The following is a 12957-nucleotide window of genomic DNA, read 5'->3' as shown; positions in this document are numbered from 1 at the left end:
TTGGCACACTATTGAGTTCTCAAACAACAGACACACCCGGCACCACCCAAACCAACATTCAGGATCGCTCCGGAGCAACTTTTCAAACTTACCCGATCCCCCACCCCGAAGCAAATCCATCATTCAGGATCCGAATCGAAAAGAAGACCGCCCCACACCGAATTCCAGCACCCTAAAGAGCAACCAGATTCTGGCTTTGAATTGGGGGTTGTGGCCACCCGGTGATCAGTTCTTCACTGTCTCCCCCGCGGCGACTTAGAAAACAATACACGCACACCCGGCCCATCGCAAACCGGCCCTCCCGTGGCCCGAAATCCCTGCAATCCCGCGGCAGAACCCGGCATGGAGCACTCACCAGGCCGCCCGCCGTCGTAATCCTGCCGATGTGTGCTGCCGCACAGGGGTCCAAAACAGGCCCGGCCGCTGATCAAGCATGTGGGTTAAACGCTGAAGGGCCGGCAACCCCTAAGGTTGCCGGCCCTCCTCAAGCAGCTGGAATCAGCGGTGCTGGATTACCAGGAAGACTTGGTGATGCCCGGGAGTTCGCCCTTGTGTGCCATGTCGCGGAAACGGACACGGGAGATGCCGAACTTTTGGAAGGTGCCACGGGGGCGGCCGTCGATGATGTCGCGGTTGCGCAGACGGATCGGGGACGCGTTACGGGGCAGCTTCTGCAGGCCCAGGCGGGCTGCTTCGCGTGCTTCGTCGGTTGCGTTTTCGTCAACCAGGGTCTTCTTCAGTTCGAGGCGCTTGGCAGCGTAACGCTCAACAATGACCTTGCGCTGCTCGTTGCGAGCAATCTTGGACTTCTTAGCCATGTTTAGCGCTCCTCTCGGAATTCGACGTGCTGGCGGATCTTGGGGTCGTACTTCTTCAGGACCATGCGGTCCGGGTCGTTACGACGGTTCTTGCGGGTTACGTAGGTGTAACCCGTGCCCGCGGTCGACTTGAGCTTGATGATCGGACGTACGTCCTTGTCCTTAGCCACTAGAGCTTCACCCCACGAGCCAGAATGTCGGCGACGACTGCGTCGATGCCGCGCACGTCGATGGTCTTGATGCCACGTGCAGAGACCTGCAGCGTGACGTTACGGCGCAGGGACGGAACCCAGTAGCGCTTCTTCTGGATGTTCGGATCGAACCGACGCTTGTTACGGCGGTGCGAGTGCGAAATGCTGTGCCCAAAGCCCGGCTCGGCCCCGGTCACTTGGCAGTGTGCTGCCATGACTTCTCCTCAAGAATTGAATGTAATGATCCGCATATCTGCTGCTGGACCATGCTGCTAAGGGCGACCCACAGAAAGTACGGGCAACGGTTAGTTACGCAACTTGAGCCCCTAACTACCGGCCACCCTGGAGAAAATTACCGGGCAACCGGAGCAATTGCGCACGCTCCGCGCACTTAGCGCCTACCAAGTCTACGAGTTGACGCAATTAAAGACCAATCGGGTGTATAAGGGTTCGCCGCTTATGGAATGTCACAGCAGCCGCTGGCCCCTTTTCACAGCAGGGACATAGCTTCCCCCAGCATGTTTGATTCATGAACACGCAGCTCCTGCCGGCATCACCGGCCGCAAGCAGCTCCGGCCGCCCGGAGCTCTCACCACCGAAAGTACCCGCCCGCGGCTGGTTCGCCCGCCAGTACCGCCGGCGCATGCTGCGGACGGACCTCCTGACCGTCATTGCCTGGGCATCCGTGGCGGCCGCCATCGCCTTGTGGCTGGCCGACGGCGGGGCCACCAACATCACCTCGCCCGCTTCGCTGTTCACGGCGGCGGGCATCGTAGCCGGCCTGGCGGGCATGGACCTGGTCCTGCTGATGCTGCTCCTGGCCGCGAGGATCCCGTTCATCGACCGCACCATCGGCCACGACCGTGCCCTGGAATTCCACGCCAAACTGGGCAAACCCTCCCTGTACCTCCTCCTGGCGCACGGGCTCCTGCTGGTCATTGGATACGGCATGGCCGAAGGCCTGGACCCGGTCAGCGAGTCCATCAACCTCTGGGTCCAGGTTCCCGATATGTGGTTGGCGTTCGTCTCCATGGCCCTGTTCATCGCCGTCGTGGTGACCTCCCTGGTGGCCGTGCGCCGGCGCTTCCCGTACGAATTTTGGTACGTGGTCCACCTGCTGACCTATGCCGCAGTGGCAACGTCGATTCCGCACCAGTTCAGTGTGGGCGGCCTCTTTGCCGCCGGCACCTGGCAGCGCTGGTACTGGATCGCCATCTGCATTTATACCGGCTCTGCCCTGGTGTACTTCCGGATCCTTGAGCCCGTGCTGGCCACGGCACGGCACCAGCTCACCGTGGCACGGGTGGAAAGGGTGGCCCCGGGTGTGGTGAACATCGTCATGCAGGGCCGGAAGCTGGACCAGCTGGCGGGAACGGGCGGACGCTTCTTCATCTGGCGGTTCCTGGCTCCGGGCACGTGGTGGCACCCCCACCCGTTCAGCCTGTCCGCGGAGCCGGTGGTCAACGGCCGGGACGGCCAGGGGACGCTGCGGGTCACCGTGCGGAACCTTGGTGACGGCTCCGCCCAGCTGCTCCGGCTGCGGAAAGGCACCAAGGTGGCCCTGGAAGGCCCTTACGGCCTGCTCAGCACGGCAGCCCGTACGAAGAACAAGGTGGTGATGATCGGCGCCGGCATCGGCATCACCCCGCTGCGGGCGCTGCTCGAAACCACGCCGTTCGCCCCCGGCGAGGCCACGGTCCTGCTCCGCGGCCACACGGACCAGGAGCTTTACCTGGGCGGCGAAATCCTGGACCTCTGCCAGGCGCGCGGGGTCCGGCTGTTCCACCTCACCGGGCCACGGTCCCGCAGCAGGTCCACCTGGCTGCCCGAGGACGCGGTGCGGAGCGGCTACAGCCTCACCTCCTACGTGCCGGACATTGCTGAGGCGGACGTGTACGTCTGCGGGCCGGCGGTGTGGGCGGCCAATGTCGTAGCTGATGCCGGGAAGGCCGGCGTCCCCGAGGAACAGATCCATCACGAAAGGTTTGACTGGTGAAAATACGCGGAACAGTCGCAGCAGCTTTGGCCTCCGCCGGGATCCTCCTGGTGGGCTGGCAGACGGGCACGCAGGCGGGCGGCATCAGTACCGTCGCGTCGAGTACGACGGCGGCCGGCCCCACGGGTGCCACAGGCACCGGTTCCACCGGGACGGGTTCGTCCGGGTCGGCCGGGTCCTCCGGCGCATCGGGCACCACGGGTTCCTCCGGGTCAGCAAGCTCCGGATCCACTTCCGCGGCCGCCGGCACCTACAAGGGAAACACCGTCCAGACCCGGTTCGGCCCCGTGCAGGTCCAGATCACTGTGGCGAACGGAAAGATCACCGATGTCACGGCGCTGCAGCTGACCAATACGGACGGCAAATCCATCCAGATCAGCAACCGGGCCGCACCCCTGCTCCGCAGCAAGGTCCTGGCAGCGCAGTCTGCCAATGTCCAGACCGTCAGCGGCGCCACCATCACCAGCGACGCCTACCTCACCTCACTCCAGGCAGCCATCGATGCAGCGAACCTCTGACTCCCTGCCCGCCGCGGCCGGCACCACCCTGAAGGCCCGCACGTTTGAGTGCATGGGAACCGTCGTCGGGCTGACGCTGCCCGTCGGCGACCCCGCGGAAGGGCAGCCGTGGCCCGACGAGCTCGCGGCCGCCACCGCCGTCGTCGAACGCCTGTTCCGCGACCTTGACGAGACCTTCAGCTTGTACCGCCCCGACTCGGAGGCCAGCAGGCTGGCGCGTGGGGAACTGACGCTGCCCCACGCCTCAGCGCAGATGCGCGAAGCATACGCGGAGGCGCATGAATGGCGGCTGCGCACGGAGGGGGCGTTCACGCCCGAAAGGCCGGACGGGGTGCTGGACCTTTCCGGCATTATCAAAGGCCATGCCATCCGTGAGGCGGGAACATCACTCCTGGCGCTGGGCCGCCGGGACTGGTGCCTGAACGCCGGCGGAGACGTCCTGGTCAGCGGCTCGCCACGTCCGGGCAGCGCGGAACTTTGGAAGGCCGGCGTCGTGGATCCCGCGGACCGCCGCACGCTCATCACCGGATATGCCCTCGGCGGCACCAACCGGCACCACGCCATCGCCACGTCAGGATCGGCCGAACGCGGGGAACACATATGGCGCGTGGGAAGCGCCACCCCGGACGCGGGCCCGTTTGTCCAGGTCACCGTTGCCGCGGCCGACATTGTCACCGCCGATGTCCTGGCCACGGCGATCGTTGCCGGTGGAACACGGATGCTGGACCACGCAGCGGACCACTGGGATGTTGCCGTACTGGCCATCCGCGCCGACGGCTCCATGCTGGCTACTCCGGCGTTCCAGCCCGGGTAGGGAACCCGCGCTACAGCCGCGTGAGCTGCGGGTACTTGGGCTGTAGGTTATCCCCGGAGGACTTGCCGGTTACCCGGCGGACCACCCATGGCGCGGCGTACTCCCGGAACCACCGGGCATTGGCGCGGATAGCGTCTGCCCCGCTCAATTCAGGGACCGGCGTCATGGGCGGGATGTCGATGGAGTGGTCATATTTGAGGACCTCGAGCACGCGCTTGGCCATGTTCGCGTGGCCGGCGGCGGACATGTGCATCCGGTCGTGGGCCCACATGCCCCAGTCGTAATATTCGCTGAAGCGCCAGTAGTCCACCAGCAGGGCGCCGTGGTCTCCGGCGATCCCGCGGACCAGTTCGTTGTAGATGGCGGTGCGGCCGCGCATGGTGCCGAAGACCTTCGAACCCCGGGCGTCAAAACCCGTGAACATCACCACGGTGGCGCCGGTGGCAGCGAGCTTACCCACGGCGTCGTTGTATTCCACCAGGAGGTCATCGATGTCCACGCGCGGGCGGAGGATGTCATTGGCACCGGCGTAGATGCTAACCAGGGTGGGATTAAGCGCGACGGCAGCGTCCACCTGTTCAGCCAGGATCTGGCGGAGTTTCCGGCCGCGGATGGCCAGGTTTGCATAACCGAAGCCGGAGTCGGCGGCGCCGAGCTGCTCGGCCACGCGGTCTGCCCAGCCCCGAACGCCGTTGGGACGTGCCGGGTCGTCGTCACCCACGCCTTCCGTGAAGGAGTCGCCGAGGGCCACGAACCGGGAAGTAAAATCCATTCGGTTAGTTTGCCACCCGTTGCCGGGAGCAACCAATCGGCGGGCTGTTCCCGGGTCAGCCCTGGGTTTCGCGCAGGATCCAGTGGTCAGAGTCCAGCCGGCCCACCACTTTTTCACCGATCCGCGCCAAGTCCAGCACGTCCTGTTCGGTCAGCGCATCGAGGAACAGGTCACGGACGTCCTCCACGTGGGCCGGGGCCAGCCCGACAATGGTGGCCATCCCTTCATCGGTAAGATGCGCGGTGGTGACCCTGGCATCGTGGGGATGCGGGCGGCGCTCCACCCAGCCGCGTTTCTGTAGTTTGGTCACGACGTGTGAAAGCCTGGACAGGGAGGCACTGGTGCGGGCGGCGAGCTCGCTCATGGGAAGGAACCGCTCCTCGGCTTCGGACAGCATGGCCAGGACCGTGTAGTCGAAGAGGGACAGTTTTCCTGCTGCGTGCAGCTTGGTGTCCAGGGCCGCAGGCAGCAGGGTATTGATGCTTACCAGCGCCAGCCAGGCGCGGCGTTCGTCAGCGTTGAGCCAGCGGGGATCGGTCATGGTCACCATTCTACGATTGATCCTTCAAGTAGCTGGTGCGGCGCCGGTAGGCTTGCCCCATGTATGTTGTCTCCCTCACCTACCGCGTGCCCCAGGAGATCGTCGATTTCCACAACGATGCGCACATCGGCTGGCTGCAGAAGGCCTTTGACGACGGCGTGTTCATCGCCGCCGGCCGCAAGATTCCGCGCACCGGCGGGCTGCTCCTGTCGCAGGCTGACCGGGAAACGCTCGACGCGAGCCTGGCCCGGGATCCGTTCTACACCAACGGGGTTGCCGACTTCGAAATCATGGAGTTCCACGCCGGCCGGGTGGCCCCGGGGTACGAAATCCTGCTGGACGCCCCTCCCCAGCCCGCGCCCTAAGGCGGGCTGCTTCCCGAAGGTGCGCTGCCGGCGTCGGACATTCCGGCGGCGAGCTTCTTCAACCCACCCTTCCGCGGCACCTTGACCGGCTGCGGCCAGCGCGGCGTGAGGGCATCCCCCAGCGTGACGCCGCGGAGCTTGCGGCCGAAGAGCGGCAGGACCCAGTCGTGCACCCAGCGCCGCTGGCGCCGCTCCCATTCACGCAGGCTGGGCCGGGTGGGTGGTTCCCAGTCTTTGGGCCTGATCTTGTGCGGCACGCCCAGCTGGTCAAGCACCTGCCCGGCCAGGTATTTGTGCCCGGCCTTGGACATGTGGAGCCGGTCCGAGTCCCACATCCGCCGGTCATGGAAGGCGTCCAGGCACCAGTAGTCCACCAGAACTGCCCCGTATTTGTCCGCGATGTCCCGGACCCGCTGGTTGTAGTAGGTGTTGCGCTTCTTCAGGGGCTCCAGCAGCGCGGAGACCTTGACGTCGAAGCCGGTGAAGAGGACCACCGTGGCCCCGGTGCCTGCCAGCGCCGACACCAGCTGCTCATAGTCCGCCATGAGCGCGGGCATGTCGGTTCGAAGGTCAAGGATGTCGTTGCCGCCGGCATAGAGGGTGACCAGCGTTGGCCGCATCCCCAGCGCCGGTTCCAGCTGCTCGTCGACGATGTGGCGCAGCCGTTTGCTTCTGATGGCAAGGTTGGCGTATTTCCACCCTGGCTGCGCCTTCGCCAGTTTCTCGGCTACCCGGTCGGCCCACCCCCGCACCCCGTTGGGCAGCCGCTCATCCCGGTCCCCCACTCCTTCGGTAAAGGAGTCGCCAAGGGCAACAAACACCCGCCGCCCGGAGTCCGGAAGCAGGGGTTCAGAGGGCACAGGCACGAAAGTACCTGGACAAGTCAAAGCGATCACGACGCCGGGATGAACAGTAAGTGATGGGGCGCCTGCCTACCCTTCGGCTTTGCCCTGCCGCCAGTACCCCATGAACGCCACCTGTTTCCGGTCGATCCCCACGTCGCGGACAAGGTAGCGCCGCAGTTCTTTGATGACCCCGGCTTCGCCCGCCATCCAGGCGTAGAAGGGCAGGGCGCCGGCGGGCAGGTGCGGGTTCCTGGAGCTGCTGACGGCTGCTGATTCCAGGCGCGCGGGCGTCTCCCACAGGATGTCTTCGTCCACATTGACGTCATCGGGCTCAGGCCCGGCCCCGCCGTCGTCCGCTGTCACGCCCACCCAGCCGGGCACGGGGACTGCTTTGCGAACCGCTTCCTGCAGCAGCTGCCCATGCGGCCTGGAACGCCCGAGGGCGGCGCCGCGGGCCAGCCAGGTGATTTCGATGTCCGCCGGGGAGCTGAGTTCCAGGAAGTCGCCGGCCTGCGGAACCTCCAGGAGGGCATGTCCGCTCATGTACGGCGGGAGGGTTTCCAGGATCGCGGAGATGGCGGGGACGGCGGTTTCGTCACCGGCGAGCAAAATGCGCTGGGCCATGCCGGGGCGCCACTCGATGCCGGAATAGGTTTCCGCGGTGACGCAGTGCGCGGCGCGGTTGTTCGGGCCGATGATGGTGATCTGGTCGCCGGGTTTGGCGTTGGATGCCCAGTCCGCGGCCGGCCCGGCGTCCCCGTGCTCATCGGCGTGCATCACGAAATCGACGTCAATCTCGGGGTACACCGCATCCAGCCGCGCCTCCCGGACCGTATAGGTCCGCATCGAGCCGCGCACCCCCGGGTCCATGGCCAGCCAGTCCCGGTACCAGCCGGCGCCGGCCGTGTCGAAGGCGGGGAGCGGCAACCGCGTACCGTCCGGGGCCCGTGACGGGACCACAAGCTTGATCCGAAGGTCCAGGGTGTCCCCATGGACGCCGAAGTCACGCAGCGGATAGCCGCCGAAGGTGATCCTGCGGAACGTGGGGCTCAGCTGCTGGACAGCGGACACGGCCACCTCGAAGGCAAGGCTCATGGGCTGGGTTGCCGGCTGCTGTGCGGGGGTGGTCTCCCGGGTCTTCATGAAACGAGCTCCAGTTCGTTGGCTCCGGCGCGGTGGCGGCCGATGGGAAGGATCAGCGGGGTACCGGAGACGGGGTCCGGAATGACGCGGCTCTCCAGGCCGAAGACGTCCTTGACCAGCTCCTCCGTCACCACGTCCGCCGGGGAGCCCAGGGCCGCCACGGCGCCGTCCTTCATAGCGATGACATGGTCCGCGTAGCGTGCGGCCAGGTTCAGGTCGTGCAGGACGATGGCCACGGTGGTGCCGCGGGCGCGGTTCAGGTCCGTCACCAGGTCCAGGACCTCCACCTGGTGGGCCAGGTCCAGGTAGGTGGTGGGTTCGTCCAGCAGCAGGACGTCGGTTTCCTGCGCCAGTGCCATGGCGATCCAGGCCCGTTGCCGCTGCCCGCCGGACAGCTCGTCCACGTCCCGCCCGGCAAGCTCCACGGTTCCGGTGGCCTCCAGCGCGCGCTGCACGGCGGCGTCGTCCTTGTCACTCCAGCTGCGGAAGAAGCCCTGGTGCGGGTACCGTCCCCGCCCCACGAGGTCGCGGACGGTGATCCCGTCCGGGGCGCTGGGATGCTGGGGAAGCAGGCCCAGGGTGCGGGCCAGTTCGCGTGCCGGACGGGTATGGATGTCCTTGCCGTCCAGGGTCACGGTGCCGCCGGCGGGTTTCAGGAGCCGGGACAGGCCGCGCAGCAGGGTCGACTTTCCGCAGGCGTTGGCACCCACGATCACGGTCACCCTGCCTTCGGGGATCCGGACGCTGAGCCCGTCCACGACGCACCGTTGGTCGTAGGCAAGCGTCAGGTCCTTGGCTTGGAGAACTGCCACGTCAGGCATCCTTTCGGTTGGCTGTGACCAGGAGCCACAGCAGGAACGGGGCGCCGAGCGCGCCGGTGACCACGCCCACCGGCAGGACCGTGCCGCCCAGGAGGAAGGGGGCCAGGTTGGCGGCGAAGTAGTCGGCCGCCAGGACAATCAGGGCACCCACCATGGCCGACGCCGGCAGGCTGGCTTTGCCGGTGTAGCGGCGGGCGGTGGGACCGGCCAGGAAGGCGACGAACGAGACCGGTCCGGCGGCCGCCGTCGCCACTGCTGCCAGCGCTACCGCGACGACCACCAGTGCCAGGCGCGCGGTATTGACCCGGACGCCCAGGCCGGCGGCAGCATCATCCCCCAGTTCCAGGATGCGCAGCGGCCCGGCGACAAGCCCGGTGGCGGGAAGCAGGGCAGCGAGTGCGAGGAACAGGATGCCGGCGCGGTCCCAGTTGGCGGAGTTCAGGGATCCGTTCAGCCAGACCAGGGCGTCGGCGGCCGTACGGATGTCGGCCCGGGTCATTAGGAAGCTGACCACGGCCTGGAGCGCGGCCGCGGTCCCCACCCCGGCGAGGACCAGCCTGTTTCCGGCAGCGGTTCCCCTGCCGGGTCCGCGGTTGCCGCGGGAGATCGCGTAGATAAGGACCGCCACGGCAAGGGCTCCTGCGAGCGCTGCCCCCGACACCGCGGCCCCGGATGCGCCGAAGACAACGATGGCAACAACGGCCGCCGCGCTGGCCCCCGAGCTGATGCCGATGACGTCGGGGCTGGCGAGGGGATTCCGCAGTATGGCCTGGAACAGGGCGCCGGCCAGGCCAAAGGCGATCCCAATCAGGGTGCCGATGACGGCACGGGGAAGCTTGTTCTCCATCACGATGAAGCTGGCACCGGGAATCTTCTTGCCGCCGGTGAGGTGGTTGAAGACGATGGTGAAGAAGTCCGGAATGGTCACCGTGTAGCTGCCCAGCAGGACGGATGCGAAGAACAGGATCACGACGGCGGCGGCCAGCACCGCTGTCCGGTGCGGTCGCCCCCGTCCCCCGCGTTGCTCCATCACTTTTGGTCCCTTAGGACCGGTTTTGGCAGCCAGATCTGATAGAGCAACGCCGGTCACAGTGCTGCCCCTTTCCCGCGGCGGACCAGCCACACGAATACGGGTGCACCGATCAGGGCGGTCATGATGCCCGCCGGGATTTCACCGGGAAGCAGCACCACCCGGCCAACGATGTCGGCGCCCAGCAGCAGCGCCGGGGCGGCCACCAGGGAAAACGGCAGGATCCAGCGGTAGTCCGGGCCCGTGAGGAAGCGGACGGCGTGCGGCACCACCAGGCCCACGAACCCGATGGGCCCCGCCAGCGCCGTGGCCGTGCCGCACAGCAGGACCACTCCAAGGGCCACCACGGCGCGGGAGAGCCCCACGCGTTGGCCCAGCCCGCGGGCAACGTCGTCCCCCAGGGCAAGGCCGTTGAGGGTCCGCCCGGCCAGCAGCACCACCAGGGCACCGGCGGCCAGGAAGGGCAGACCGGGCAGCAGCACCGACCAGTCACGGCCCGCAATGCCGCCCACCTGCCAGAAGCGGAACCGGTCAAGGGTGTCCTGGCTGGAGACCAGGATGATGTTCATGAGCGAGGACAGCCCGGCGCTGAGTGCAGCTCCGGCCAGCGCGAGCTTCACCGGGGTGGCTCCCTCCCGGCCCAGTGAGGCGATGAGGTACACGACGACGGCGGCCGCGGCGGCCCCCGCGAACGCGAACCAGATGTAGCCGGTGAAGGTGGTGACGCCGAACAGGTAGATCCCGCTGACTACCGCCAGGGCGGCACCCGCGTTGACACCGATGATGCCGGGATCGGCGAGCGGATTGCGGGCCACACCCTGCATCGCTGCACCGGCCAGGCCCAGCGCGCCGCCGGCCAGCAGGCCCAGGACGGTCCTCGGAATGCGGGCCTGCACCACGGCGTGGTCCCCGTTTGCGGGATCGAACGCTGTGAGCGCCTGCCACACAGTGCCAAGGGGAACGTCCCGGGCGCCAACGGCCAACGAAGCGCCGGCCAGGAACACCAGCACGACGACGGCGGCCAGGAGCCATGCGGCACGCCTCCTTCCCGGAGCGTCGCCGCGGAGGGTGACGGGGGCTGCCATGGCCGGCACCCGGGTGCCGTTGTCCGCTGCCGGACGCGCCGTCGTCGTACTCATGGAGGTGCGCCTACTTCACTGCATCCGCTGCTGTGGCCAACTGCGGAAGGAACGTGTCCAGGGACCACGGCAGGCTCAGCGGCGATGATGCCGAGATGGACAGGGTCAGAGTGTTGTCTGAGTCGGCTACCAGGGCACCGTTCTTGATGGCCGGGATCTGGCCGAGGAGCGGGTCCGCCTTGATGGCGTCAGTGGTGGAGGCATCCGGAACCCAGGTGACGAAGATGTCTGACTTCAGTTCATTGGCTTTTTCGGCGGACCACGGAATGTAGAACTCCTTGGAGCCCTTGGAGTTGTCCGCCACCACCGGGGCCAGGGTCATGCCGATTTCGCTGAGGAAGCGGGGACGGTTGTCGTTGGCGGTGTAGACGTTCACGCCGTCGCCCTTGGCGGGCTCCAGGTTGCCGTAGATGAAGCTTTTGCCTTGGATCTGCGGGTACTGGGCCACTTTGGCCTTGACCGTCGACTCGGTGTTGGAAACCAGTTGGGCGGCTTCGGCGTCCTTGCCCAGGGCCTTGCCGATGATAGTGGTGGCATCCTGCCATGAGGTTCCGTAGGCGACAGCCGGGTGGGCCACCACGGGGGCGATTTCGCTGAGCTTCCGGTAGTCCTCTTCGGTCAGGCCTGAGTAGGCGGCGAGGATGACGTCCGGGCTGAGCTTGGCAATCTCGGTGAAGTTGATCCCGTCCGCCTCCGAGTACTGGGCGGGAGCCTTGGCCGAACCGAACCCGGCGCCCAGCTTTTCGAGCGCGGCGTCCTTCCAGGGGGTGGACCCTTTGTCATTGCCGCCCCACTCGTTCTTGGGGACGCCAACCGGCACCACGCCCAGCGCGATGGCAACGTCGTCGTTCACCCACGACACGGTGGCAACCCGGGTGGGCTGCTTGTCGATGGTGGTGGTGCCGTAGACGTGGTCGATGCTGACCGGGAACGCGGCGCTGCTGCCGGAAGTGCCTGCATCCGCAACAGTGGAGGCCGGACCGGTGCTGCATGCAGAGAGTGTCAGGGCACCTGCGGCGAGCACTGCGGCCGCCTTGCCCGCCGAGGAAAACAGCATGCGGCGAGTGGGCACAGGATTGGGGAAGAGCGGGAACGTCACGGGGCTCCTTGAATCGGTCTGATGAAAACTTAAGTAAGGCTAACCTATGTAAATCATGATTACGCAACACTTTTGTCACCTATTCCAGCAAGGTGACGAAGACCACACCGTTCCGGGTTCCTTGGACAGCGGACTCCCAATTTGGCAGGATGGCCCTTGCCGGTCCGCTTTTGAAGACACCGGACGGCTGAACAGGAAGCGAAAACGGGAACGATGCGCACGCAGAGGGCCAGCCTGGCCGCCGCTGCCGTGGAGAGCGGGGTGGCCGCTTTGGCCTGCACCGCGGAGACTGACTGACTCCCCCGTTACACCTGGCCCGGCTCCGGGCCACCCACCTTCGCGAAAGTTTCAGCCATGCAATCAGTCACGTCCCAGCAAATCCGGTCATCCTTCGTCAACGCCAGCCGCTCGGAAGCTGCAAAGCTCACCCTGCCCAAAAACTTCGACTCCCTCGACTGGGACAACCTGGAGTTCCTGGGCTGGCGCGACGAGAAAATGCCACTGCGCGGTTACCTCGTGGTTCCGGGGCCGAAGGGCCTTACCGGAGTAATGCTCCGGGCCCCCGAAGGAGGGGCTAAGAAGAACCGTTCGGTGCTGTGCGAGCTCTGCCGGGATGTGTTGTCCAAGGAGGACGTCCTGTTGTGGGTCGCCAAGCGGGCGGGGCAGTCCGGGCGCAACGGCAACACAGTCGGCACCTTGATCTGCGCCGACTTCGTGTGCTGCGGCAACGTACGCAGGGAGCCGCCCGTCAATGAGATCAACCCCGACCCCGCCGCCGTGGTTGAACGCCAGATCCAGGGCCTGCAGGACCGCACCGCGCAGTTCCTCGCGCGCGTTCAGGCCAAGTAGGACTCCAGGCCGCGTT

16 protein-coding genes are annotated in these 12957 nt (G+C 66.5%); 5 read left to right on the top strand and 11 right to left on the bottom strand.

Features of this window, described 5'->3' with window-relative positions; genetic code table 11:
* Positions 1–512 precede the first annotated feature (512 nt).
* Genes rpsN through rpmB form a run of 3 tightly spaced genes read right to left on the bottom strand, consistent with a single transcriptional unit; the run spans position 513 to position 1224 of the window.
* Positions 513–818: a 30S ribosomal protein S14 gene (rpsN, locus tag ACFVTD_RS11715; protein ID WP_009358853.1), complete on the bottom strand. Its 306-nt coding sequence runs from the start codon at positions 816–818 to the stop codon at positions 513–515.
* 2 nt (positions 819–820) lie between these two features.
* On the bottom strand, positions 821–988 hold the full coding sequence (gene rpmG / locus ACFVTD_RS11710) for a 50S ribosomal protein L33 (RefSeq protein WP_013602737.1): 168 nt from the start codon (positions 986–988) through the stop codon (positions 821–823).
* The gene (gene rpmB / locus ACFVTD_RS11705; RefSeq protein WP_018763944.1) at positions 988–1224 is read right to left on the bottom strand and encodes a 50S ribosomal protein L28; all 237 of its coding nucleotides are present in this window, start codon (positions 1222–1224) and stop codon (positions 988–990) included. The genes rpmG and rpmB overlap by 1 nt, the downstream gene beginning before the upstream one ends.
* A gap of 314 nt (positions 1225–1538) precedes the next feature.
* Here rpmB and ACFVTD_RS11700 point away from each other — a divergent pair, with 314 nt between their 5' ends.
* Genes ACFVTD_RS11700 through ACFVTD_RS11690 form a run of 3 tightly spaced genes read left to right on the top strand, consistent with a single transcriptional unit; the run spans position 1539 to position 4337 of the window.
* A complete protein-coding gene (locus ACFVTD_RS11700) occupies positions 1539–3005 on the top strand; it encodes a ferric reductase-like transmembrane domain-containing protein (RefSeq protein ID WP_387562665.1) in 1467 nt (488 codons plus the stop codon).
* Positions 3002–3523 carry an FMN-binding protein gene (locus ACFVTD_RS11695; protein WP_387562662.1) on the top strand — a complete coding sequence of 174 codons (522 nt, stop codon included), beginning with the start codon at positions 3002–3004 and terminating at the stop codon, positions 3521–3523. Before ACFVTD_RS11700 ends, ACFVTD_RS11695 begins: the two co-directional genes overlap by 4 nt.
* Positions 3507–4337 (top strand): FAD:protein FMN transferase, encoded by an 831-nt coding sequence (locus tag ACFVTD_RS11690; RefSeq protein ID WP_387562659.1) that lies wholly within the window; start codon positions 3507–3509, stop codon positions 4335–4337. Before ACFVTD_RS11695 ends, ACFVTD_RS11690 begins: the two co-directional genes overlap by 17 nt.
* Positions 4338–4347: 10 nt before the next feature.
* On the opposite strand, the gene ACFVTD_RS11685 is transcribed toward ACFVTD_RS11690, so the two are convergent.
* Together ACFVTD_RS11685 and ACFVTD_RS11680 are read right to left on the bottom strand one after the other, a co-directional pair.
* A complete protein-coding gene (locus ACFVTD_RS11685; protein WP_387562656.1) occupies positions 4348–5109 on the bottom strand; it encodes an SGNH/GDSL hydrolase family protein in 762 nt (253 codons plus the stop codon).
* Between the two features lie 55 nt (positions 5110–5164).
* Positions 5165–5650 (bottom strand): MarR family winged helix-turn-helix transcriptional regulator, encoded by a 486-nt coding sequence (locus tag ACFVTD_RS11680; protein ID WP_387562653.1) that lies wholly within the window; start codon positions 5648–5650, stop codon positions 5165–5167.
* Between the two features lie 59 nt (positions 5651–5709).
* Between ACFVTD_RS11680 and ACFVTD_RS11675 the strand changes: the two genes are divergently transcribed.
* Positions 5710–6015, top strand: a complete 306-nt coding sequence (locus tag ACFVTD_RS11675) for a YciI family protein (RefSeq protein WP_387562650.1) — start codon at positions 5710–5712, stop codon at positions 6013–6015.
* Here ACFVTD_RS11675 and ACFVTD_RS11670 read toward each other — a convergent pair.
* From ACFVTD_RS11670 to ACFVTD_RS11645, 6 genes are all read right to left on the bottom strand, one after another.
* Positions 6012–6875: an SGNH/GDSL hydrolase family protein gene (locus tag ACFVTD_RS11670; RefSeq protein ID WP_387562647.1), complete on the bottom strand. Its 864-nt coding sequence runs from the start codon at positions 6873–6875 to the stop codon at positions 6012–6014. The genes ACFVTD_RS11675 and ACFVTD_RS11670 overlap by 4 nt on opposite strands.
* A 72-nt stretch (positions 6876–6947) precedes the next feature.
* Entirely contained in the window at positions 6948–8003 is a 1056-nt protein-coding gene (locus ACFVTD_RS11665) for a siderophore-interacting protein (RefSeq protein ID WP_387562644.1), read from the bottom strand.
* Positions 8000–8815, bottom strand: coding sequence for an ABC transporter ATP-binding protein (locus ACFVTD_RS11660; RefSeq protein WP_387562641.1), 816 nt, complete (start codon positions 8813–8815; stop codon positions 8000–8002). Before ACFVTD_RS11660 ends, ACFVTD_RS11665 begins: the two co-directional genes overlap by 4 nt.
* 1 nt (position 8816) lies before the next feature.
* Entirely contained in the window at positions 8817–9854 is a 1038-nt protein-coding gene (locus tag ACFVTD_RS11655) for a FecCD family ABC transporter permease (protein ID WP_387562698.1), read from the bottom strand.
* A gap of 56 nt (positions 9855–9910) precedes the next feature.
* Positions 9911–10993, bottom strand: a complete 1083-nt coding sequence (locus ACFVTD_RS11650; RefSeq protein WP_387562638.1) for a FecCD family ABC transporter permease — start codon at positions 10991–10993, stop codon at positions 9911–9913.
* 10 nt (positions 10994–11003) lie between these two features.
* On the bottom strand, positions 11004–12092 hold the full coding sequence (locus ACFVTD_RS11645) for an iron-siderophore ABC transporter substrate-binding protein (RefSeq protein ID WP_387562634.1): 1089 nt from the start codon (positions 12090–12092) through the stop codon (positions 11004–11006).
* Positions 12093–12446: 354 nt separating this feature from the next.
* On the opposite strand from ACFVTD_RS11645, the gene ACFVTD_RS11640 reads away from it, so the two are divergent.
* Positions 12447–12941, top strand: coding sequence for an FBP domain-containing protein (locus ACFVTD_RS11640; protein WP_387562631.1), 495 nt, complete (start codon positions 12447–12449; stop codon positions 12939–12941).
* The last annotated feature ends 16 nt before the right edge of the window (positions 12942–12957 follow it).

The organism is Pseudarthrobacter sp. NPDC058119 (assembly GCF_042884655.1).
Lineage (GTDB): Bacteria > Actinomycetota > Actinomycetes > Actinomycetales > Micrococcaceae > Arthrobacter.
Note: the sequence above shows the minus strand (reverse complement) of the source record. Positions and strands in the feature narration are given on the sequence as shown.